Annotated in this window: 17 protein-coding genes; 2 read left to right on the top strand and 15 right to left on the bottom strand. The window is 61.3% G+C overall.

All coding sequences use genetic code 11. The features are described from left to right. Positions 1-53 precede the first annotated feature (53 nt). From L8K08_RS13450 to gloB, 15 genes are all read right to left on the bottom strand, one after another. A complete protein-coding gene (locus L8K08_RS13450) occupies positions 54-827 on the bottom strand; it encodes a 3-hydroxybutyrate dehydrogenase (protein ID WP_242197660.1) in 774 nt (257 codons plus the stop codon). A 7-nt stretch (positions 828-834) separates the two neighbouring features. After that, positions 835-2,226 carry a GntP family permease gene (locus tag L8K08_RS13445; protein ID WP_145165749.1) on the bottom strand — a complete coding sequence of 464 codons (1,392 nt, stop codon included), beginning with the start codon at positions 2,224-2,226 and terminating at the stop codon, positions 835-837. A 296-nt stretch (positions 2,227-2,522) separates the two neighbouring features. After that, complete coding sequence (locus L8K08_RS13440; protein ID WP_242197657.1) at positions 2,523-3,920, bottom strand: sigma 54-interacting transcriptional regulator; 1,398 nt, start codon at positions 3,918-3,920, stop codon at positions 2,523-2,525. A gap of 145 nt (positions 3,921-4,065) precedes the next feature. After that, positions 4,066-5,637 (bottom strand): ABC transporter ATP-binding protein, encoded by a 1,572-nt coding sequence (locus L8K08_RS13435; RefSeq protein WP_242197654.1) that lies wholly within the window; start codon positions 5,635-5,637, stop codon positions 4,066-4,068. A gap of 10 nt (positions 5,638-5,647) precedes the next feature. Then, positions 5,648-6,670 carry an ABC transporter permease gene (locus tag L8K08_RS13430; RefSeq protein ID WP_242197651.1) on the bottom strand — a complete coding sequence of 341 codons (1,023 nt, stop codon included), beginning with the start codon at positions 6,668-6,670 and terminating at the stop codon, positions 5,648-5,650. Further along, positions 6,670-7,728, bottom strand: coding sequence for a microcin C ABC transporter permease YejB (gene yejB, locus L8K08_RS13425; RefSeq protein ID WP_242197648.1), 1,059 nt, complete (start codon positions 7,726-7,728; stop codon positions 6,670-6,672). The genes L8K08_RS13430 and yejB overlap by 1 nt, the downstream gene beginning before the upstream one ends. Then, complete coding sequence (locus tag L8K08_RS13420; RefSeq protein WP_242197644.1) at positions 7,728-9,590, bottom strand: extracellular solute-binding protein; 1,863 nt, start codon at positions 9,588-9,590, stop codon at positions 7,728-7,730. The genes yejB and L8K08_RS13420 overlap by 1 nt, the downstream gene beginning before the upstream one ends. A gap of 130 nt (positions 9,591-9,720) precedes the next feature. Further along, complete coding sequence (locus tag L8K08_RS13415; RefSeq protein WP_010210937.1) at positions 9,721-10,002, bottom strand: peptidylprolyl isomerase; 282 nt, start codon at positions 10,000-10,002, stop codon at positions 9,721-9,723. A 1,136-nt stretch (positions 10,003-11,138) separates the two neighbouring features. Next, positions 11,139-12,752, bottom strand: a complete 1,614-nt coding sequence (locus L8K08_RS13410) for an ABC transporter ATP-binding protein (RefSeq protein WP_242197642.1) — start codon at positions 12,750-12,752, stop codon at positions 11,139-11,141. A 1-nt stretch (position 12,753) separates the two neighbouring features. Continuing rightward, positions 12,754-13,773: an ABC transporter permease gene (locus L8K08_RS13405; RefSeq protein WP_106578708.1), complete on the bottom strand. Its 1,020-nt coding sequence runs from the start codon at positions 13,771-13,773 to the stop codon at positions 12,754-12,756. A gap of 1 nt (position 13,774) precedes the next feature. Continuing rightward, the gene (locus L8K08_RS13400) at positions 13,775-14,848 is read right to left on the bottom strand and encodes a microcin C ABC transporter permease YejB (protein WP_242197640.1); all 1,074 of its coding nucleotides are present in this window, start codon (positions 14,846-14,848) and stop codon (positions 13,775-13,777) included. Then, positions 14,849-16,681: an extracellular solute-binding protein gene (locus L8K08_RS13395; protein ID WP_242197637.1), complete on the bottom strand. Its 1,833-nt coding sequence runs from the start codon at positions 16,679-16,681 to the stop codon at positions 14,849-14,851. After that, positions 16,678-18,507, bottom strand: coding sequence for an extracellular solute-binding protein (locus L8K08_RS13390; protein ID WP_145165965.1), 1,830 nt, complete (start codon positions 18,505-18,507; stop codon positions 16,678-16,680). The genes L8K08_RS13395 and L8K08_RS13390 overlap by 4 nt, the downstream gene beginning before the upstream one ends. 237 nt (positions 18,508-18,744) lie before the next feature. Then, entirely contained in the window at positions 18,745-20,157 is a 1,413-nt protein-coding gene (locus L8K08_RS13385) for a transglycosylase SLT domain-containing protein (RefSeq protein WP_145165966.1), read from the bottom strand. 98 nt (positions 20,158-20,255) lie between these two features. Beyond that, positions 20,256-21,023: a hydroxyacylglutathione hydrolase gene (gene gloB / locus L8K08_RS13380; protein WP_145165967.1), complete on the bottom strand. Its 768-nt coding sequence runs from the start codon at positions 21,021-21,023 to the stop codon at positions 20,256-20,258. Positions 21,024-21,088: 65 nt separating this feature from the next. On the opposite strand from gloB, the gene L8K08_RS13375 reads away from it, so the two are divergent. Next, positions 21,089-21,847, top strand: coding sequence for a methyltransferase domain-containing protein (locus tag L8K08_RS13375; RefSeq protein WP_242197634.1), 759 nt, complete (start codon positions 21,089-21,091; stop codon positions 21,845-21,847). A gap of 84 nt (positions 21,848-21,931) precedes the next feature. Then, entirely contained in the window at positions 21,932-22,384 is a 453-nt protein-coding gene (rnhA, locus tag L8K08_RS13370; RefSeq protein WP_029291380.1) for a ribonuclease HI, read from the top strand. Positions 22,385-22,454 lie beyond the last annotated feature (70 nt).

The raw sequence follows: 22,454 nt of genomic DNA, 5'->3' as shown, positions 1-22,454 counted from the left end.
GTCTCTTGTTCTTGTACAAATCTTGCAGCCAACACAGGTCGAATGTGTCTGTTTTATTGGGCCAGCCAGCCGCCATCGATATTCCACGCGGCACCGCGCACCTGCGCACCCGCCTCACTGCACAAAAACAGCACCAACTCACCCAACTGCGGCGGCGTCACAAACGCCAGCGATGGCTGTTTCTCCGCGAGCAAGTCGTGCTGCGCCTGCTGCGGGTCCACGCCTTTGGCTGCGCGGTCATCAATCTGCTGTTGCACCAACGGGGTCAGCACCCAGCCCGGGCAGATGGCGTTGCAGGTGACGTTGCTGGTGGCGGTCTCCAGGCCCACCACCTTGGTCAGGCCGATCACGCCGTGCTTGGCCGCCACATAGGCCGCCTTGCCCACCGAGCCGACCAGGCCATGCACCGAGGCAATGTTGACGATGCGCCCCCAACCCTTGGCTTTCATGCCCGGCAAGCTCAAGCGGGTGCTGTGGAACACCGACGACAGGTTGATCGCGATAATCGAGTCCCAACGCTCGGCCGGGAAGTCCTCCACCGCCGACACATGCTGAATGCCGGCGTTGTTGACCAGAATGTCCACGCCGCCGAATTCACGCTCGGCGTAGGCGATCATGTCGGCGATCTGCGCCGGGTCGCTGACGTCCGCCGGGTGATGGCCGACCTTGCCGCCAAATGCCTGCACCTGAGCGATCACCGCGCTGGCATCGCCGAAGCCGTTGAGGATCAGGTTGGCGCCGGCCTCTGCCAGGCTCAGCGCGATGCCCAAACCGATGCCGCTGGTGGAGCCGGTAACCAGGGCGGTCTTGCCGTTCAATGTCGTCATGAAAACCTCACACAATGCCGGTGGCGTAGAAAGTACCGATCACCACGAACACCGCAAGGGTCTTGATAATCGTGATGCCGAAAATGTCTTTGTAGGCTTCGCGGTGGGTCAGCCCGGTCACCGCCAGCAGCGTGATCACCGCGCCGTTGTGGGGCAGGGTGTCCATGCCGCCGCTGGCCATGGCCGCGACCCGGTGCAGCACTTCAAGGGGGATATTGGCCGCATGGGCCGCCGAAATAAAGCTCTCAGACATCGCCGCCAGGGCGATGCTCATGCCGCCGGAGGCAGAACCGGTGATGCCGGCCAGCAGGGTTACGGTGATCGCCTCGTTGACCAGCGGGTTGGGGATGCCCTTGAGCCAGTCCGCCAGCACCAGAAAGCCCGGCAGCGAGGCGATCACCGCACCAAAACCGTATTCCGACGCGGTGTTCATCGCCGCCAGCAGCGCACCGCTGACCGCGCTCTTGCTGCCTTCGGCGAGCTTGCTTTTGATCGCCGACCAGCCGCACACCAACACCATGACGATGCCCACCAGCAACGCCGCCTGCACCGCCCAGATCGCGGTGAGCTTGGCGATCTCAGTGGTTACCGGCGCGCTCATGCCCGGCAGGCTGAGGCTGTGGGTCTTGCCGTACCACTGCGGGATCCAGTGGGTGAACAGCAAGTTCATCACGCCCACCAGCAGCAGCGGCGACAGCGCGATCCACGGGTTGGGCAGCGCCAGGTTGTCGGCCGTTTCCGGCTCGTTGCGCAGCTCGGTGCCATAGCCTTCGCCGGCGCGCTGGGCCTTGTTGCGCTGGCGCGCCAGGTAGAGCATGCCGGTGCAGAACACGAACACCGTGCCGATCAGGCCCAGCCACGGCGCGGCCCAGGCGGTGGTGTTGAAGAAGGTGCTGGGGATGATGTTCTGGATTTGCGGCGTGCCGGGCAGGGCGTCCATGGTGAACGAAAACGCGCCGAGGGCGATGGTCGCCGGGATCAGGCGCTTGGGGATATTGCTCTGGCGAAACATCTCGGCCGCAAACGGGTACACCGCAAACACCACCACAAACAGCGACACGCCGCCGTAGGTGAGCAGGGCGCAGACCAGCACAATCACCAGCATCGCCTGGCGCGTGCCGAGCAAACGGATGGCGGCAGCCACAATCGAACGCGAAAAGCCCGACAGCTCGATCAGCTTGCCGAACACCGCACCGAGCAGGAACACCGGGAAGTACAGTTTGATGAAACCGACCATTTTCTCCATGAACACCCCGGTAAACGCAGGGGCGACGGCGGACGGGTCGGTGAGCAGTACGGCGCCAAGGGCGGCAATGGGGGCAAACAGGATCACGCTGTAGCCACGGTAGGCCGCCAGCATCAGCAGCGCGAGTGCTGCCAGGGCAATGATCACACTCATGGTGTGTCTCCAGATCGAATTGTTATTTTTGTGGGGTGAGGCTTGGAGAGGGGCTATAGCGAGATGTGTGCCATTTTATTAACTTGTTGAAATATAAGAATATTATTTGATTTATGATCGGTGATTCTGGAATTAATCTCTATTTAGAGACAGGTGAATATCCAATGTGGGAGCGGGCTTGCTCGCGAAAGCGATGTATCAGTCGGCTCATTAGCTGCTGAACCACCGCCTTCGCGAGCAAGCCCGCTCCCACATTGGAATGTCTTTATAGTGAGAATCGTGTCTCTTTATTGAGACTAGGCAATGCCCAGCGCCACCATCTTTTTGTACAGCGTCGACCGGCCCAGCCCCAACCGCTTGGCTGCCCCCACTACATTGCCTTCACATGCCGCCAACGCGGCCTCAATCACCTGCCGATCAAACCGCTCCCGCGCCGCTGCGAACGTCTCACCTTCGACGGTCTCTACGGCGCCACGCGCCACCGGGCTGAACGTGCCAATCGCGGCGCGAATCTCCTCAGCATCCAACACCAGGTCATCGCTCAGCAAGGCCGCCCGCTCCAGCACATTGCGCAGCTCGCGGATATTCCCCGGCCACGCATGCTGCGCCAGCAACGCCAGTGCCTCGCGGTCCAGTTCATGCTGACTGCGCAGCTCCTCCAGGATCGCCTCGCTCAATGCCGGAATATCATCCAGGCGTTCGCGCAACGGCGGCACTTGGATCGGCAGCACATTCAGGCGGTAATACAAATCCGCGCGAAACTCGCCGCGCTTGATCGCCGCTTCCAGGTCCATGGACGTGGCCGCAATCACCCGCACATCGCTGTGCAGCATTTCGTTGGAACCTACCGGTTCGTATTCCTTTTCCTGCAACACCCGCAGCAGTTTGCTCTGCAGCGGCAGGGGCATGTCGCCGATCTCGTCGAGAAACAGCGTGCCGCCCTGGGCAATCTGCAGTTTGCCGGGACGGCCCTTGCGGTCGGCCCCGGTAAAGGCACCCGGCGCAGTGCCGAAGAATTCGGCTTCGAGCAGGTCCGCGGGAATCGCCGCGCTGTTGATGCTGACAAAAGCTTTGTGGGCACGCGGCGAGGCGCCGTGAATCGCCTGGGCCAGCAGTTCTTTGCCGGTGCCGGTTTCACCCAGCAACAACACCGGCGACTGCGCATTCGCACTGCGCCGCGCCCGACGTTTGACGTCCAGGCTGGCCGCGCTGGTGCCGATAAAATGCGCGAAGTTGTATTTGCTCTGCCGCGAGCGCAGCAGCGAGCGGGTGGACGCCAGCTCCTGCTGCATGCTCAGGTATCGCTCGATCAGCGGCGAGAGGTTGCGCAACTCATCGAACAGCGCAAAGCCAATCGCGCCGATCACCGCGCCGGCATCATCATGAATGGGCAGGCGCATCACCACCAGCGGGCCCTTGGGCGTGTCCTGGATGTCCAGCAAAATCGGCTGGTCATTGCGCACCACCTGGCGCAGCAGGCTGTTGGAAATCACCTGCTCGCAGGGTTGGCCGATGGCTTCGTCGGCGCTTTTAAGGCCGAAACGCTTGGCGTAGCGCTCGTTCATCCACACGATATTGGCGTCGCGATCAACTATCACCGTGCCTTCGCTGGACTGCTCGATAATCTCGAACAGCGACTGGATGGCCAGGCCGCGAACCTGTTGGTAGTCCTTGAGGCTGTCGCTGATGTTCATATTTATGCCGTCAACACAAATGGAGGGTGGAGTCGCAGTCCTGTGGGAGCGGGCTTGCTCGCGAAAGCGGTGTATCAGTGCCGCAGGTATTGGCTGACACACCGCCTTCGCGGGCAAGCCCGCTCCCACAGGGGAGAGAGTGCTCCTACAAGGGAATGTGCGCCGCCGCCAGCAGCTCTTTGGTGTAAGGATGTTGCGGCGCGTCGAACACCACATGGCTCGCGCCACGCTCCACCACCTTGCCGTCCTTGACCACAATCATGTCATGGGCCATGGCGCGCACCACGGCCAGGTCATGGCTGATAAACAGGTAGGTCAGGCCGTATTTCTCCTGCAACTCACGCAGCAACGCCACCACCTGTTTTTGCACCGTGCGGTCGAGCGCCGAGGTCGGTTCGTCCAGCAGCATCAGAGCCGGCTTGAGCACCAGCGCGCGGGCGATGGCGATGCGTTGGCGCTGGCCACCGGAAAACTCGTGGGGGTAACGGTGGCGGCTGGCGGGGTCGAGGCCCACGTCCTTGAGCACCTGCACCACTTGCGCATCGCGCTCGGCCAGGCTGCACGGCGCATGCACTTCCAGGCCTTCGCTGATGATCTGCTGCACCGACATGCGTGGGCTGAGGCTGCCGTAAGGGTCCTGGAACACCACCTGCATTTGCTTGCGCCACGGGCGCATTTGCTGATTATTCAGCGGGTCGAGCGCTTCACCCTGGAAGCGGATGCTGCCGGTGGAGTCGAGCAGGCGCAGGATCGCCTGGCCCAGGGTCGATTTGCCCGAGCCAGACTCGCCGACAATCCCCAGGGTCTTGCCGCGCTGCACGCTAAGGCTGATGCCGTCCACCGCGCGCAGGTAGGTTTTGCGCCGAAACAGCCCGCCGCTGAGGGGGAACTGCACCGTCAGGTCATCGACCTGCAACACCGTTTCGCGTTCATCACTGCACAGCGCATCGCCGGCCGGCTCGGCATCCAGCAACAGGCGGCTGTACGGGTGTTGCGGTGCGTTGAACAGCGTCTGGCAGTCGGCCTGCTCGACAATCTCGCCGGCGCGCATCACGCACACGCGCTGGGCAATGCTGCGCACCAGGTTGAGGTCATGGCTGATCAGCAGCAGCGACATGCCCAGGCGTTGTTGCAAGGATTTGAGCAGCAGCAGGATCTTGCGCTGCACGGTCACGTCCAGCGCGGTGGTCGGTTCATCGGCGATCAACAGTTCCGGCTCACACGCCAGGGCCATGGCGATCATGACGCGCTGGCGCTGGCCGCCGGAGAGCTGATGCGGATAGGCCTTGAGGCGCTCCCTGGGCTTTTGGATACCCACCAGCTCGAGCAATTCAAGGATGCGCGCCTGCGCCGCCTTGCCGCCCAGGCCCTTGTGCAGCAGCAGGGTTTCGCCGATCTGTTTTTCAATGCTGTGCAGCGGGTTGAGCGAGGTCATCGGCTCCTGGAAGATCATCGCAATGCGGTTGCCGCGCAGCTTCTGCAACGTGGCGGCAGAGGCGCCGATCAGTTCCTGGCCGCGATACTTCACCGAGCCCGTGGTCTGCGTGCCGGCTTCGGGCAGCAGTTGCAGGATCGAATGGGCCGTCACCGACTTGCCCGAGCCCGACTCGCCGACCAGCGCCAGGCATTCGCCTTGGCGCACATCCAGGCACAGGTTGCGCACCACGGTCTGGCCGCTGAAGGCGACACTGAGGTCGCGGATTTCAATGAGGTTCATAGGCAGTCACTCATGAGCGGGGGTCGAAGGCATCACGCAATGCCTCGCCGATAAAGACCAGCAACGACAGGATCAGCGCCAAGGTGAAAAACGCCGTCAGGCCCAGCCAGGGCGCCTGCAGGTTCTGCTTGCCCTGGGCGATCAGTTCGCCCAGCGACGCGCTGCCTGCCGGCATGCCGAACCCGAGGAAATCCAGGGCGCTCAAGGTGGAAATCGCCCCGGTCAAAATAAACGGCAGGTAGCTCAAGGTGGCGGTCATGGCATTGGGCAGGATATGCCGGCCAATGATCTTGCCATCGCCCAGGCCCAGGGCGCGTGCGGCCTTGACGTATTCCAGGTTGCGCCCGCGCAGGAACTCGGCGCGCACCACGTCCACCAGTGCCAGCCAGGAAAACAGCGCCATGATCCCCAGCAGCCACCAGAAATTCGGCTCGACGAACCCTGACAGGATGATCAGCAGGTACAACACCGGCAGCCCGGACCAGACTTCCAGAACGCGCTGGCCCAGCAAGTCCACCCAGCCGCCGTAATAACCCTGCAAAGCGCCGGCGGCAATGCCGATGGCGGCGCTGATGGCGGTGAGCGCCAGCGCGAACAGGATCGACACACGCGCGCCAAAGATCACCCGCGCCAGCACATCGCGGGACTGATCATCGGTGCCCAGCCAGTTCACCGCCGAGGGCGGACTGGGGGCAGGGCGGCTCAGTTCGTAATTGGGCGTGTCATCGCTGAACGGGATCGGCGGGAACAGCATCCAGCCGCCGTCCTGCTTGATCAGCTTTTGCACGTAGTCACTGCGGTAGTCGGCCTGGAACGGCAGTTGCCCGCCGAACTGCTGCTCGGTGTAACGCTTGAACACCGGGAAATACAGCTCGTTTTTGAAACTGAGCACCAAGGGCTTGTCATTGGCGATCAGCTCGCCGCCCAGGGTCAGGATAAACAGGCCGATAAACAGCCACAGCGACCACCAGCCGCGACGGTTTTTCTTGAAGCGCTCGAAACGTCGACGCGCCACTGGAGACAGATTAAGCATCAGGCGTTCCTCGCGGCGAAGTCGATACGCGGGTCCACCAGGGTGTAGCAGAGGTCACCGATGAGTTTTATCAAGAGGCCAAACAGGGTGAAGATAAACAGCGAGCCGAACACCACCGGGTAGTCACGGGACACGGCGGCTTCATAGCTCATACGGCCCAGGCCGTCGAGGGAGAAAATCACCTCGATCAGCAGGGAACCTGCGAAAAACACGCTGATAAACGCCTGGGGAATCCCCGAGATCACCAGCAGCATGGCGTTGCGAAATACGTGGCCGTAGAGCACGCGCCGTTCGCTTAAACCCTTGGCGCGGGCAGTGACCACGTATTGGCGGGTAATTTCATTCAAGAAAGAGTTTTTGGTCAGGATGGTCAGCGTGGCGAACCCGCCGATCACCAGCGCGGTGACCGGCAGCACCAGGTGCCAGAAGTAGTCGGCAACCTTGCCCACGGTGCTCAGCTCGTCGAAATTCTCCGAGACCAGCCCGCGCACCGGGAACCAGTTCAGCGACGTACCGCCGGCGAACACCACAATCAGGAACATCGCAAACAGGAACGCCGGCATTGCGTAACCGATGACGATGGCGGTGCTGCTCCACACGTCAAAACTGCTGCCGTGGCGCACCGCCTTGCGAATTCCCAAGGGGATCGACACCAGGTAGGTGATCAACGTGGCCAACAGGCCGAGGGAAATCGTCACCGGCATTTTTTCCAGGATCAGGTCGATTACCGTCGAGCCGCGAAAGAAGCTGTTGCCGAAGTCCAGCTGCGCGTAGTTCTTGAGCATCAGCCACAGGCGTTCCGGGGCGGGCTTGTCGAAGCCGTACTGTTTTTCGATGTCCTTGATCAGTTTCGGGTCCAGGCCGCGGCTGGCGCGGGAGCCGCTGATACTTTCGCCGGAACCGCCGCCGATGCCGCCGCCGCCAATCCCTTGCAAATGCGCGATGGCCTGTTCAACCGGGCCGCCCGGTGCGGCCTGCACGATAACGAAGTTGACCAGCAGGATGATCACCAGCGTCGGAATGATCAGCAGCAGGCGCCGCACGATATAGGCAAACATCAGCGGGCCCCTCCACGTTTTTTCAACTCGGCGTTCATTTGTTCATTGGTCAGTGGCGTGGGGCTGATTTCCCACCAGGTTTCCAGGGCTTCGTCGTTCTTGGCCTCGATCGCCGGGCGGCCGAAGCGGTTCCACCACGCGGCCGAGGTGCCGGGCGGGTAGTAGTTGGGAATCCACAGGTAATTCCATTGCAGCACACGGTCCAGGGCATGGGCGTAGGTGAGCATCTGCGCCTGGGTCGTGGCCTTGACCAGGCCGCTGATCAGCGTGTCGACGGCCGGGTCTTTAAGCACCATGTAGTTATTGGCGCCGGGATCGTAAGCCGCCTGCGAGCCGAAGTAGTTGTACAGCTCCAGGCCCGGCGAGGTGGTGACGGGGAAGCCGACGACGATCATGTCGTAATCACGGGCCATCATGCGGTTCACATACTGCGAGGAGTCGATGCGGCGGATATTCAGGGTGATGCCGATCTGCGCCAGGTTGCGCTTGTACGGCAACAGCAGGCGTTCCAGGCCGGGCTGGGCATTGAGGAAGGTGAACTCCAGCGGCTCGCCGTCGGCGTTGACCAGCTTGTCACCCTTGGGTTTCCAGCCCGCCGCTTCCAGCAGCGCCAGGGCTTGCAGCTGTTTGTCGCGAATCATGCCGCTGCCGTCGGTGACCGGCGCCTTGAACACCTGGGTGAACACCTCAGCGGGCACTTGATCGCGCAGCGGTTCAAGAATGGCCAGCTCTTCCTGGGTTGGCAGCTGGCTGGCGGCCAGCGGGCTATTGGAAAAATAGCTCTGCTGACGAATGTACAGGTTGCGCATCATCTGCCGGTTGGCCCATTCAAAATCCCACAGCATCGCCAGGGCCTGGCGCACGCGGCGGTCCTTGAACATCGGCTTTTGCACGTTGAACACATAGCCCTGGGCCGGTTGCGGCATCTCTTTGGCCAGGTGCGCGCGTTGCAGGCGGCCGTCGTCCAGCGCCGGGCCGTTGTAGCCGATGGAATAGCCGGTGGCGGAGAACTCACGGTTGAAGTCGTAGGCACCGCCGCGCAGCACCTGACGGGCCACTTCGGTATCGCCGAAGTACTCCAGGCTCAGGTGATCGAAGTTGTACAGGCCACGGCTGACGGGCAAGTCCTTGCCCCACCAGTCCGGGTCGCGGGTGAAGGTGATGGTGCTGCCGGAGTCGATCTTGCTGACCTTGTACGGGCCGCTGCCCAGCGGGGCTTCGTAGCCGCCGCCGTTGGCGAAGTCGCGGGTTTTCCACCAGTGCTCGGGAAACACCGGCAAGGTGGCGATATCCAGCGGCAGGGTGCGGTTTTCATTGCTGGAAAAATCGAAGCGCACCTGGCGCTCGCCTTCGACTTCGACGTGCTTGACGTCGGCGAACAGGGTGCGAAAGCGCAGGCTGCCCTGGGTCATCAGCAGATCGAAGCTGTAGCGCACGTCTTCGGCGGTGATTGGCGTGCCGTCGGCGAAGCGCGCCTTGGGGTTCAGGTAGAAGCGCAGGGACAGGCCGTCGTCGGCGCGCTCCATCTTCTCGGCGACCAGGCCGTAGACGGTGTAGGGCTCATCCAGGGAGCGCTGGGCCAGCGGGGCGTAGAGCCAGCCGTCGACCTGGGAGACGCCGATGCCTTTGTCGATGTACGGCAGCACATGGTCAAAACGCCCGATCTCGATCGCCGAGCGCCGCAGGCTGCCGCCTTTGGGGGCGTTGGGGTTGGCGTAGTCGAAATGGCTGAAGCCGGCGGGGTACTTGGCCGGTTCGCCGTAGACCGTGAGGTAGGTCTGCGGGGCCGCGATCACAGCGGTGCTGGCCAGCAGCAGGGCCAGGGCGGAGCTGCAGAGTTTTATGGAAAAAGCCAATCGCATTGTCAGCCTTGAGCGCCGGGTGAAGAAGAATAGAGATGTGTACGTTATCGACTTAAGCCTTGCCAGTCATCACATGCACAACGGCCCACCAAAAGGCGGGCCGTTGTTTATAGCATCAGCACAGACTGGATCAGTCCTGGCGGCTGGTGACTTCCAGCAGGTGGTAGCCGAACTGGGTCTTGACCGGGCCTTGCACGGTGTTGACCGGGGCGCTGAAGACGACGGTGTCGAATTCTTTGACCATCTGGCCTGGGCCGAACGAACCCAGGTTGCCGCCGTCGCGGCTGGACGGGCAGCTGGAGTTGGCTTTGGCGATTTCTGCGAAATCGGCGCCGCCTTCGATTTGGGCCTTGAGTTCGTTGCACTTGTCTTCAGTGGACACGAGGATGTGACGGGCGGTGGCTTTGGCCATGGGGAGTAACTCCTTGAATTAAAAAGGGTGAGCGTACCGGATTCAGGCGGTTATTTGTTGGGAAAGTTCCGTTGGGTTTGGGTTCGGTCGGGTTTGGGTTTGGGTTGGGGGCATATCCGTTGCTGCGGTAACGGCCACTTAGGGTTCCGCTCTTACAGCGGGTCACTTTTGGCAAACGCCCCAAAAGTAACCAAAAGGTCTTTGCCCCACCACTCGGTGCCTCGCCTAGGCTCGGCATTCCCTCACTCCGGCTTGAATCCGTGGGCCGCCGCGACGGGCCATCCATGGCCCAACGCGGCTAACCCGGCGTCCTGCCGGGTTACCCACGGATTCAAGCCTGCGTTCGGCCAGCGTGGTTGACGGGGCCTGTCAGATCAGAAGCAAGATCAAAAGCAAAGCACGGCGGCCTGAAAGCCGACCTGAGTGGTAGAAGCAAAAGCAGGGCAACAGCAGATCAACACACCTCTACCTGATGCACTGAGCTCCAAATGTGGGAGCGAGTGCAGCCCGCCAGCACCGCACCGCTTTGCTTTTCTGTGGGAGCTGGCTTGCCTGCGATGCAGGCACCTCGGTCTATCAGTGAAACCCAGTAGATGCCATCGCAGGCAAGCCCGCTCCCACAATTTGACCGAGTTCAACCTCCACCACTGCACCGCTTTGCTTTTCTGTGGGAGCTGGCTTGCCTGCGATGCAGGCGCCTCGGTGTATCAGTGACACCCAGTAGATGCCATCGCAGGCAAGCCAGCTCCCACATTGAATTGGGTTGAGCTTCAAGGATCAGGTCGGCTGTCAGGCCGCCTCGCTTCCGCTTTTGATCTAACCACTCAGGTCGGCTACTAGGCCGCCGTGCTCTGCTTTTGATTTTGATCTTAGGCGCCCCGTTAAACCACGCTGGCCGAACGCAGGTAGTACGGAGCGGGTAAACCGGCAGGACGCCGGTTTAGCCGCGACGGGGCAGGGACGGCCCGTCGCGGCGGCCCGCGGAGTAATGCCTGCGTGAGGGCACACCGAGCCTGGGCGAGGTGCCGAGTGGTGGGGCAAGAGCCTTTTGGTTACTTTTGGGCTCTTTTCAAAAGTGACTCGCCGTAAGGGCGAAACCAACCTCAGCCATCACCCAGTAACGGATATACACCCCGTCACCCCGAGACCCCAGCAGGCACCAAAAACGCCGCCTCCAACAACTGCCGCGTATAAACATGCTGCGGCTCAGCAAAAATCGCCGAAGCCTCCCCCTGTTCCACCACCTGCCCATGCTTGACCACCATCAACTGGTGACTCAAGGCCTTCACCACCGCCAAATCATGGCTGATAAACAGATAGGTGAGGTTGTACTTGGCCTGCAAACTGCGCAACAACTCCACCACCTGCCGCTGCACCGTACGGTCCAGCGCCGAGGTCGGCTCATCCAGCAAAATCAGGCGCGGCTTGAGCACCAGCGCACGGGCAATGGCAATCCGCTGCCGCTGCCCCCCGGAAAACTCATGCGGATAACGGTGCCGCGACTCCGGATCCAGCCCAACCTCACGCAGCGCCGCGATAATCGCGGCCTCCTGCTCAACAGCCGTGCCCATCTTGTGAATCCGCAACCCCTCGCCAACAATCTCGCTGACGCTCATCCTCGGGCTCAAGCTGCCAAACGGGTCCTGAAACACCACCTGCATTTCCCGCCGCAACGGGCGCACCTGCTGCTGAGTCAGCCGGTCCAGCTGCTGGCCCTCAAAACGAATCCCGCCTTTGCTGGCGATCAAACGCAGGATCGCCAGGCCCAAGGTGGATTTGCCCGAGCCGCTCTCACCGACAATGCCCAGGGTCTGACCCTGAGGCAGGCTGAAATTGATACCGTCCACCGCTTTGACGTAATCCACGGTGTTACGCAAAAAGCCTTTTTTGATCGGAAACCACACCCTCAGGTCATCAACCTCCAGCAAGGGCGGCCCGACGTCATTGGCCGCCGGCCCACCACTGGGTTCCGCCGCCAGTAACTCCTGGGTGTAAGGGTGCTGGGGCGACTGGAACAGCGTCTCGCAGTCAGCCTGCTCGACGATGCAACCCTTCTGCATCACGCACACCCGGTGGGCGATGCGCCGCACCAGATTCAAGTCATGGCTGATCAGCAACAACGCCATGCCAAGGCGCGCCTGCAACTCCTTGAGCAACTCAAGAATCTTCAACTGCACCGTCACGTCGAGGGCCGTGGTCGGTTCATCCGCGATCAACAACTCCGGCTCGTTGGCCAGGGCCATCGCGATCATCACCCGCTGCCGCTGGCCGCCGGACAGCTCGTGAGGCAAGGCCTTGAGGCGCTTGTGCGGCTCGGGAATGCCCACCAGCTCAAGCAATTCCAGAGTACGTCGGGTGGCGACCTTGCCAGTGAGCCCCTTGTGCAGGCCGAGCACTTCGTTGATCTGCTTTTCAATCGAATGCAGCGGGTTCAACGAGGTCATCGGCTCCTGGAAGATCATCGCAATACGGTTGCCGCGAATATGCCGGATGGTTTTTTCTTTGAGCGTCAGCAGGTCTTGCCCGGAATAGGTGATGGTGCCGGCCGGGTGGCGGGCCAGCGGGTAGGGCAGCAGGCGCAGGATCGAGTGGGCGGTGACCGATTTGCCCGATCCGCTTTCGCCGACCAGGGCGAGGGTTTCGCCGCGTTTGATATCGAAATTGACGTTATTGACCACCCGGTGGTGATGGTCGCCGGTGACGAACTCGACACAGAGGTCGCGGACTTCGATCAGATTGTCCTGATTCATCTCATTTCCTCGGGTCGAAGGCATCGCGAGCGGACTCGCCGATAAACACCAGCAAACTCAACATGATCGCCAGCACGGCAAAGGCACTGATGCCCAGCCACGGCGCTTGCAGGTTGGATTTGCCCTGGGCCACCAGTTCGCCCAGCGACGGCGAGCCGGCTGGCAGGCCGAAGCCGAGAAAATCCAGCGCGGTGAGGGTGCCGATGGCGCCGGTGAGGATGAACGGCATGAAGGTCATGGTCGAGACCATGGCATTGGGCAGGATGTGCCGGAACATGATCGCGCCGTTCTGCATGCCCAGCGCGCGGGCTGCGCGCACGTATTCGAGGTTGCGCCCGCGCAGGAATTCGGCGCGCACCACATCGACCAGGCTCATCCACGAAAACAGCAGCATGATCCCCAGCAGCCACCAGAAGTTGGGCTGCACAAAGCTGGCGAGGATGATCAACAGGTACAGCACCGGCAAGCCGGACCAGATCTCCAGAAAACGCTGCCCGGCGAGGTCGACCCAGCCACCGTAGAACCCCTGCAAGGCGCCGGCGATCACGCCGATGATCGAGCTGAGCACGGTGAGGGTCAGGGCGAACAGCACCGACACGCGGAACCCGTAGATCACGCGCGCCAGTACATCGCGGCCCTGGTCATCGGTGCCCAGCAGGTTGACCGACGAGGGCGGGGCGGGCGCCGGTACTTTCAGGTCGTAGTTGATGCTCTGGTAGCTGAACGGGATCGGCGCCCACAGCGTCCAGGCGTCCTTGGCCTTGAGCAGTTCTTGGATGTACGGGCTCTTGTAGTTGGCCTCCAGCGGGAATTCGCCGCCAAAGGCGGTTTCCGGGTAGCGCTTGAGCGCCGGGAAGTACCAGTCACCGTCAAAGTGCACGGCCAAGGGCTTGTCGTTGGCGATCAACTCCGCGCCCAGGCTCAGTACAAAGAGGATCAGGAACAGCCACAGCGACCACCAGCCACGCTTGTTGGCCTTGAAGCGCTCGAACCGACGGCGATTGAGGGGGGACAGGTTCATCTCAATGCTCCCGGCTGGCAAAGTCGATACGCGGATCGACCAGGGTGTAAGTGAGGTCGCCGATGAGTTTCACCACCAGCCCTAGCAAGGTGAAGATAAACAGCGTGCCGAACACCACCGGGTAGTCGCGGTTGATCGCTGCTTCAAAGCTCATCAGGCCCAGGCCGTCGAGGGAGAAGATCACTTCCACCAGCAACGAGCCGGTGAAGAAGATGCCGATAAAGGCGGACGGGAAGCCGGCAATCACCAACAGCATCGCGTTGCGAAACACGTGGCCGTAGAGCACGCGGTGGTGGGTCAGGCCCTTGGCCTTGGCGGTGACCACGTACTGTTTGTTGATCTCGTCGAGGAAGCTGTTTTTGGTCAGCAGCGTCATGGTCGCAAAGTTGCCGATCACCAGCGCCGTGACGGGCAGGGCCAAATGCCAGAAGTAATCGAGGATCTTGCCGCTCCAGCTCAGCTCGTCGAAATTGTTCGAGGTGAGCCCTCGCAAGGGGAACCAGTCCAGGTAACTGCCGCCGGCAAACACCACGATCAGCAGGATCGCAAACAGGAACGCCGGGATCGCATAACCGACGATGATTGCCGAACTGGTCCACACGTCGAAGTGGCTCCCGTGGCGCGTGGCCTTGGCGATCCCCAGCGGAATCGACACCAGGTACATGATCAGCGTGCTCCATAACCCGAGGGAAATGGACACCGGCATCTTTTCCTTGATCAGGTCGATGACTTTGGCGTCACGGAAGAAGCTGTCGCCGAAATCCAGCCGGGCGTAGTTCTTGACCATGATCCACAACCGTTCCGGCGCCGATTTGTCGAAGCCGTACATCTTCTCGATTTCCTTGATCAGCGCCGGGTCCAGGCCCTGGGCGCCGCGGTAGCTGGAACCGGCCACCGACACTTCGGCGCCGCCGCCGGCGATGCGGCTGGTGGCGCCTTCAAACCCTTCGAGTTTGGCGATCATCTGTTCCACCGGCCCACCGGGCGCGGCCTGGATGATGATGAAGTTGATCAGCAAAATCCCGAACAGCGTGGGGATGATCAGCAACAGACGGCGAATAATATAAGCCAGCATTTAATCGCCTCCGCTCGCCGGATCGGCGCTTGTGTCCAGGGTAACGGCTGGTTTTACGTCAGGTTTGGCCCACCAGGTCGCGATGCCGACGTCGTAGCGCGGCGGGACTTTGGGGTGGCCCAGGTGATCCCAATAGGCCACACGGAAGGTTTTGATGTGCCAGTTGGGGATCACGTAGTAGCCGAACTGCAATACCCGGTCGAGGGCTTTGGCGTGGGCCACCAGGCTTTTGCGCGAGTCTGCATCGATCAGTTGCTCGACCAGTTGGTCGATGACCGGGTCCTTGAGGCCCATGTAATTGCGGCTGCCGGGTTTGTCGGCACTGGAAGACGCCCAGAATTCGCGTTGTTCGTTACCCGGTGAGGTCGACTGCGGGAAACTGCCCACCAGCATGTCGAAGTCGCGAGAGCGCAGGCGGTTGATGTACTGCGAGACGTCGACGCGGCGGATCACCAGATTGATGCCCAGGTCCGCCAGGTTGCGTTTGAACGGCAGCAATACGCGTTCGAAGTCGGTCTGGGTCAGCAGAAACTCGATGGTCACCGGTGTGCCGGTGGTGTCGACCATCTTGTCGTCGACGATCTTCCAGCCGGCCTCTTGCAGCAACTGGTAGGCCTCGCGCTGCTGGGTGCGGATCATGCCGCTGCCGTCGGTCTTGGCAGGCTCGAACGCCTGGGTGAAGACTTCGGCGGGAAGCTTGTCGCGAAACGGTTCCAGGATTGCCGTTTCATCCGGTCCCGGCAGGCCGGTGGCGGCCATTTCCGAGTTTTCAAAGTAACTGCGGGTACGCGTGTAGGCACCGTTGAACAGCTGTTTGTTGCTCCACTCGAAATCCAGCAGCAAGCTGATCGCCTTGCGCACCCGCACATCCTGAAACATCGGCTTGCGGGTATTGAACACAAAACCCTGCATGCCGGTGGGGTTGCCGTTGGGGATTTCTTCCTTGATCAGCCTTCCCTCGGTGACGGCCGGGATGTTGTAGGCGTTGGCCCAGTTCTTCGCGCTGAATTCCAGCCAGTAGTCGAATTGCCCGGCTTTCAAGGCTTCGAGCGCCACGGTGCTGTCGCGGTAATAGTCAGTGATGCGGTTATCGAAATTGTAGAAACCCTGGGTGACCGGCAAATCCTTGGCCCAGTAATCCTTGACGCGTTCATAGCGAACCATGCGCCCGGCCTTGACCTGCGCCACCTTGTACGGCCCGCTGCCCAGCGGTATTTCCAGGTTGCCCTTGGCAAAGTCACGGGTGGCCCAAAAATGCTTGGGCAATACCGGCAACTGGCCGAGGATCAGTGGCAACTCACGGTTGTTGGTGCGCTTGAACTTGAACAGCACGCGCAGCGGGTCTTCGGCCACCACTTCATCGACGTCGGCGTAGTAGGTGCGGTAGAGCGGCGAGCCGTCCTTGAGCAAGGTCTGGAAGGTGAAGACGACGTCTTCGGCGCGGATCGGGTGCCCATCGTGAAAGCGCGCTTCGGGGCGCAGGTAGAACCGCACCCAGCTGTTGTCGGGGGCCTTTTCGATCTTGCCGGCCACCAGCCCGTATTCAGTCACCGGCTCGTCCAGGCTTTGCATGGCCAGGGTGTCGTAGATCAACGGCAGGTTGTCTGCGGGCACGCCCTTGCTGATGTAGGGGTTGAGGCTGTCGAAGCCACCCATGCTCGATTCGCGAAAGGTGCCGCCCTTGGGCGCGTCGGGGTTTACGTAGTCGAAGTGCTTGAAGTCGGCGGGGTACTTGGGAGGCTCGTTGTAGAGGGTCAACGCGTGTTGCGGCGCGGCGTTGGCCGCGCTGCACAGCAACAGGCCGCTCAGGAATGCGTTGCGCAAATTCATCATTGGGCTTTCTCCGAAGCTTTCAGCCACCACGCGCTCAGGCCCAGGCTGTAAGGCGGCGTGGTGACAAAGGCGAACCGGTTGCGGTACGCCAAGCGATGATAGTTGAGGTACCAGTTGGGAATGCTGTAGTGCTGCCACAGCAGCACCCGGTCAAGGGCGCGGCCGGCGGCCAGTTGTTCTTCGCGGGTCTGCGCCGCCAGCAGTTGTTCCAGCAGGCGGTCGACCACCGGGTTGGCGATGCCGGCGTAGTTCTTGCTGCCCTTGATACCGGCCTGGCTGGAGTGGAAGTACTGCCACTGCTCAAGGCCCGGGCTCAAGGTCTGGTTGAGGGTGATCAGGATCATGTCGAAGTCGAACTGATCCAGGCGCTGTTTGTATTGCGCGCGGTCAACGGTACGCAGGCGCGCGTCGATGCCGATGCTGATGAGGTTCTCGACATACGGCTGCAGGATGCGCTCCAGGTTCGGGTTGACCAGCAGGATCTCGAAGCGCAGCGGTTGCCCGTCACTGTTGAGCAGGCGCTGTCCCGACAGCTTCCAGCCGGCTTCGCCCAGCAACGCCAGGGCGCGGCGCAGGGTGTCGCGCGGAATGCCGCGACCGTCGGTCTGCGGCAGGCTGAAGGCTTGCGTAAACAGGTTGGGCGGCAGCTGGTCGCGGTACGGCGAGAGCATCAGCCACTCATGGCCCACCGGCACGCCAGTCGCGGAAAACTCGCTGTTGGGGTAGTAACTCAGGGTGCGTTTGTAGGCGCTGCTGAACAGGGTGCGGTTGGTCCATTCAAAGTCGAACATTAACCCCAGGGCCTCGCGCACTTTGGTCTGGGCGAAGGTCGGCCGCCGCGTGTTCATGAACAGGCCCTGGCTCTGGGTCGGGATCTGATGGGCGATCTGTGCCTTGATCACGTCGCCGCGGTTGACCGCCGGGAAGTTATAGCCGGTGGCCCAGTTCTTGGCCTGGTGCTCGATATAGATATCGAATTCGCCGGCCTTGAAGGCTTCGAACGCCACGTCGCTGTCGCGGTAGAACTCCACTTCGACGTTGTCGTAGTTGTAGAAACCCTGGTTCACCGGCAGGTCTTTGCCCCAGTAATCCTTGACCCGCTCGAACACCAACTGCCGGCCAGGCGTGACCTTGGTGATGCGATAGGGCCCGCTGCCCAACGGTGGCTCAAAGGTTGTGGCCTTGAAGTCGCGGTTTTTCCAGTAGTGCTGGGGCAATACCGGCAGCTCGCCCAGGCGCAGGATCAGCAGCGGGTTGCCGGCGCGTTTGAACACAAAGCGAATGCGATGGCGGTTGAGGATATCGACCCGCGCCACTTCCTGCAGGTTGGTGCGGTATTGCGGGTGGCCTTCGGTCAGCAGCGTGCGATAGGAAAACGCCACGTCATAGGCGGTGATCGGCTTGCCATCGTGGAAACGTGCTTCGGGGCGCAGGTTGAACACCACCCAACTGCGGTCCTCGCTGTATTCCACCGACTGGGCGATCAGCCCGTAGCTGGAGGTGGGTTCGTCGCCGGACGGCGCGTACTGGCCGGTGCCGACCATCAACGGCTCGTTCAGCTCATTGACGCCGTATTGCAGGAAATTGGGCGTGGAAACCGGGCTTGAGCCCTTGAAGGTGTAGGGGTTGAGCGTATCGAAGGTGCCAAATGCCATGACCCGCAGTGTCCCGCCTTTTGGCGCTGCAGGGTTTACCCAATCGAAGTGGGTGAATTTGGCCGGGTACTTGAGTGTGCCGAACTGCGTATAACCGTGGCTCTCGGTAATCGTCGCGTTCGCCGCAAAGCTCAAGGCCAGACTTATTAGTAGAAGGAGGGGACGCTTCAAGTCAGAGATCCGATCCAGGCGGCTTGGGCTTTATGATCGGTACAGTAACAGCTTGTTCCGGCTGGAAAAAGGCTGTTGGAAAGCTCCTGGTCAGGGGCTGATAAGGTATTGAACGGCGTGCAGAACAAATGTGGGAGCGGGCTTGCCCGCGATAGCATCAACTCGGTGCAACTGATGCACCGAGGTGTTTGCATCGCAGGCAAGCCAGCTCCCACACGGGCCAGCGTTTACGCAGGTTTACCTTGGCCCGGAAACCACCAGCATCTGGCCTGGCTTGAGTGCCTGGCCGGTGCGCGGGTTCCAACGCTTGAGGTGTTGCATTTCAACGTTGAAGCGCTTGGCGACGATGTACAGCGAGTCGCCTTTTTTGACCTTGTACTGCACCGGCTTCTTGCTGTCAGCCTTGGCCACCAGCTTGCGCGTGTCCTGCATCACCAGGGTCTGGCCGACCTTGAGGGCCTGGCCGTTGAGCTTGTTCCAGCGCTGCAGGTCATGCACATCGACCCTGTTCGCCTTGGCGATCAGCGTGAGGTTGTCGCCACTGCGCACTTTGTAGCTGCGGCTGCGCCCGGCCACGCGCGCGGTCTCAACTTCGTCGAACACCTGCTTTTTCGGGCGCATGGCCAGCAGTTCTTCGGGCTTCATCATCGAAAGCGTGCTGGTGAGCAGATGCGCCTTGGAGCTCGGCACCAGCAGGTGCTGGGGGCCGTCGAGGGTGGTGCGTTGTTTCAGGGCCGGGTTGAGCTGGAACAGCTCGTCTTCATCGATTTCAGCCAGCGCGGCAACCCGTGACAGGTCCATGCTTTGCTTGACTTCAACCACTTCGAAGTACGGGGTGTTGGCGATCGGGCTCAGGTTGACGCCATAGGCCTCGGGGGCCAGCACCACTTGGGACAATGCCAGGAACTTGGGCACGTAGTCCTTGGTTTCCTGGGGCAGGGGCAGGTTCCAGTAGTCGGTCGGCAGGCCGAGCTTTTCGTTACGCTCGATGGCCCGGCTGACCGTGCCTTCCCCGGCGTTGTACGCCGCCAGGGCCAGCAGCCAGTCGCCGTTGAACATGTCATGCAGACGTGTCAGGTAGTCCAGGGCGGCGGTGGTGGAGGCGGTGATGTCGCGGCGCCCGTCGTAGGCGCGGGTCTGGCGCAGGTTGAAGTAGCGCCCGGTGGAGGGAATGAACTGCCACAGGCCGACTGCATCGCTGCGCGAGTAGGCCATTGGGTTGTAGGCACTTTCAATCACTGGCAGCAGCGCCAGCTCCAGGGGCATGTTGCGTTCTTCAAGGCGTTCGACGATGTAATGAATGTAGAGGCTGCCGCGTTCTCCGGCGTTCTCCAAAAAGGACGGGTTGCTGGCGAACCACAAACGCTGTTGCTCGATGCGCGGGTTGACGCCCAGGCCGTCCTGCAATTGAAAGCCCCGTCGCATGCGTTCCCAGACATCCTGGGGCACTTCGGGGCTGGGCTTCTCTGAGAGCCAAATAGGTTTTTGCTTGATCTTGGCGGCAAGATTGGGTTTGGGTTGCACGGTGGATTGTGCAGCGAAATGAGTCGATTGGCAGCCCGCCAGAGTAGCGGACACAGCCACCGCCACGGCTTGAGCCAGGCGGGTCAATGCGTCTGAAGAAATGGATTTACGAATAGATGACGACATTGGCTGGAAGTAAGTTCCGGGCAAAAATGTCGGGCGATTCTAGAAAGCGCTTTGGTTCCGGTCAACCATTCAGAAAATCCGTATCAGATTGCATCCGCTTAGAACTTATCTTTCCACGCCCTCAAGCTAGCAAACACCTCGGCCCCAGAGCGGTTATCGCGCCCATTCCGTTCGTCCGCTTTTTGTTTAACGGATGTTTCGGCGGTACGCAAAAAAGGGTTAGTACGTTTTTCCAGGGCGAGGTTGGACGGCAACGTCATCTCGCCGTGGGCCCGCAATTGCTTGACCTGCTCGACCCGTTCGGCAATATCGGCGTTGTCAGGCTCCACCGCCTGGGCAAATTTGAGGTTACTTTGTGTGTATTCGTGGGTGCAGTACACCAGGGTCTCGGCTGGCAGGGCGGCAAGGCGTTCCAGCGAGGTGTACATCTGTTGCGGCGTGCCTTCGAACAGACGGCCGCAACCGGCGGCAAACAGCGTGTCGCCACAGAACAGCAAGCCTTGATGGTAAAAGGCGATATGGCCGAGCGTATGGCCCGGCACGCTATAAATGTCGAAGTCCAGGCCCAGTACGCTGACACGGTCGTTGTCCTGCAACGCGACGTCCCGCGCCGGGATGTTCTCGTTTGCCGGCCCGTAGACCTTGGCGTTTGTCACACGTTTGAGTTGCTCGACGCCGCCGACATGATCATGGTGATGGTGGGTGATCAGGATGTCGCTGAGGGCCCACTGCGGATTTTGTTCGAGCCAGGCCAGCACCGGCGCGGCATCGCCGGGGTCGACCACGGCGCAGCGCAGGGTTTGCGGGTCTTGTAACAACCAGATGTAGTTGTCGGTGAAGGCGGGTAGGGCACTGATCTGTATCATTCTTCGATTCGCCAAGCTGAACACATTGGTGCATCTTAGAACGTCTAGGCGAGTTGGAGAATGCAATGACTGATAAAGCGTTCGCCCAGGCCGATCCTGAGTGGCTGGCCCTGATCGGCGCAGCCCGTGAATGGCTGTCCGGGCCGATCGGGCAATTTTTGCTGGATGAAGAACGGCGCATGCTCGAAGACGAGCTGGGCCGGTTCTTTGGTGGCTATCTGGTGCACTACGGCCCGTCTGCGCAGACGCCGCCTTCTGCGCCTCAGGTGCAGCGCAATGTGCGCCTCGGTGCACCGTTGCCGGGTGTGGAGATCGTTTGCGAGGAGCAGGCCTGGCCTTTGAGCGAGCACGCCGCCGACGTGGTGGTGTTGCAGCATGGCCTGGATTTTTGCCTGTCGCCCCATGGTTTGTTGCGCGAAGCCGCCAGCAGTGTGCGCCCGGGGGGCCATTTGCTGATTGTCGGCATTAACCCCTGGAGCAGCTGGGGCCTTCGCCATGTGTTCGCCCATGATGGCCTGCGCCAGGCACGCTGCATCTCGCCGTCGCGGGTGGGCGACTGGTTGAACCTGCTGGGCTTTGCGCTGGAGAAACGCCGCTTCGGGTGCTATCGTCCGCCGCTTGCGTCGGCCAAGTGGCAAGGCCGTCTGGCGGGTTGGGAGCGCCGGGCGGGCGCCTGGCAATTGTCGGGTGGCGGCTTCTATTTATTGGTCGCGCGCAAGATCGTGGTCGGGCTGCGGCCGGTGCGTCAGGTGCAGCGCCAGCCCATGGGCAAGCTGGTGCCGATGCCGATGGCCAAGGTCAATCGCAAGCAAAGCGAACCGTAAACCTCTTTTTGATGACCGCCGAATTTTTCGGCCTCGGGATACTGTCGGTCGATGATCGCCAGCCCGTTTTGATGGATGCAACCGATGACCGATAGCGTAGAACTCTTCACCGATGGCGCCTGCAAAGGCAACCCCGGCCCCGGCGGCTGGGGCGCCTTGCTGGTGTGCAAGGGCGTGGAGAAGGAATTGTGGGGCGGCGAAGCCAATACCACCAACAACCGCATGGAGCTGATGGGTGCCATTCGTGGCCTGGAAGAGCTCAAGCGCCGTTGTGACGTGCTGTTGGTGACCGACTCGCAGTACGTGATGAAGGGCATCAACGAGTGGATGGTCAACTGGAAAAAGCGCGGCTGGAAAACCGCAGCCAAGGAACCGGTGAAGAACGCCGACCTCTGGCAGTTGCTCGATGAGCAATGCAATCGCCATAACATCACCTGGAAATGGGTGCGTGGGCACATCGGTCACCCCGGCAACGAGCGCGCCGACCAGTTGGCCAACCGGGGTGTGGATGAAGTGCGCGGCTACAAACAGAGCTGAGCCGACTGACGTGTTAACATCGCGCCCTTTGACGCACACCACACTGCATACCACCGTTGAGAGCTGAACC

Origin of the sequence: Pseudomonas sp. TREG-RG-20F-10-E-6-01, assembly GCF_022662455.1 — a bacterium.
In the GTDB taxonomy this organism is placed as follows: Bacteria; Pseudomonadota; Gammaproteobacteria; order Pseudomonadales; family Pseudomonadaceae; genus Aquipseudomonas.
Note: the sequence above shows the minus strand (reverse complement) of the source record. Positions and strands in the feature narration are given on the sequence as shown.

Excerpts from the sequence above, each read along its gene's own strand:
- L8K08_RS13450 (WP_242197660.1), bottom strand. The coding sequence starts at position 827 with ATGACGACATTGAACGGCAAGACCGCCCTGGTTACCGGCTCCACCAGC.
- L8K08_RS13445 (WP_145165749.1), bottom strand. The coding sequence starts at position 2,226 with ATGAGTGTGATCATTGCCCTGGCAGCACTCGCGCTGCTGATGCTGGCG.
- L8K08_RS13440 (WP_242197657.1), bottom strand. The coding sequence starts at position 3,920 with ATGAACATCAGCGACAGCCTCAAGGACTACCAACAGGTTCGCGGCCTG.
- L8K08_RS13435 (WP_242197654.1), bottom strand. The coding sequence starts at position 5,637 with ATGAACCTCATTGAAATCCGCGACCTCAGTGTCGCCTTCAGCGGCCAG.
- L8K08_RS13430 (WP_242197651.1), bottom strand. The coding sequence starts at position 6,670 with ATGCTTAATCTGTCTCCAGTGGCGCGTCGACGTTTCGAGCGCTTCAAG.
- yejB (WP_242197648.1), bottom strand. The coding sequence starts at position 7,728 with ATGTTTGCCTATATCGTGCGGCGCCTGCTGCTGATCATTCCGACGCTG.
- L8K08_RS13420 (WP_242197644.1), bottom strand. The coding sequence starts at position 9,590 with ATGCGATTGGCTTTTTCCATAAAACTCTGCAGCTCCGCCCTGGCCCTG.
- L8K08_RS13415 (WP_010210937.1), bottom strand. The coding sequence starts at position 10,002 with ATGGCCAAAGCCACCGCCCGTCACATCCTCGTGTCCACTGAAGACAAG.
- L8K08_RS13410 (WP_242197642.1), bottom strand. The coding sequence starts at position 12,752 with ATGAATCAGGACAATCTGATCGAAGTCCGCGACCTCTGTGTCGAGTTC.
- L8K08_RS13405 (WP_106578708.1), bottom strand. The coding sequence starts at position 13,773 with ATGAACCTGTCCCCCCTCAATCGCCGTCGGTTCGAGCGCTTCAAGGCC.
- L8K08_RS13400 (WP_242197640.1), bottom strand. The coding sequence starts at position 14,848 with ATGCTGGCTTATATTATTCGCCGTCTGTTGCTGATCATCCCCACGCTG.
- L8K08_RS13395 (WP_242197637.1), bottom strand. The coding sequence starts at position 16,681 with ATGATGAATTTGCGCAACGCATTCCTGAGCGGCCTGTTGCTGTGCAGC.
- L8K08_RS13385 (WP_145165966.1), bottom strand. The coding sequence starts at position 20,157 with ATGTCGTCATCTATTCGTAAATCCATTTCTTCAGACGCATTGACCCGC.
- gloB (WP_145165967.1), bottom strand. The coding sequence starts at position 21,023 with ATGATACAGATCAGTGCCCTACCCGCCTTCACCGACAACTACATCTGG.
- L8K08_RS13375 (WP_242197634.1), top strand. The coding sequence starts at position 21,089 with ATGACTGATAAAGCGTTCGCCCAGGCCGATCCTGAGTGGCTGGCCCTG.
- rnhA (WP_029291380.1), top strand. The coding sequence starts at position 21,932 with ATGACCGATAGCGTAGAACTCTTCACCGATGGCGCCTGCAAAGGCAAC.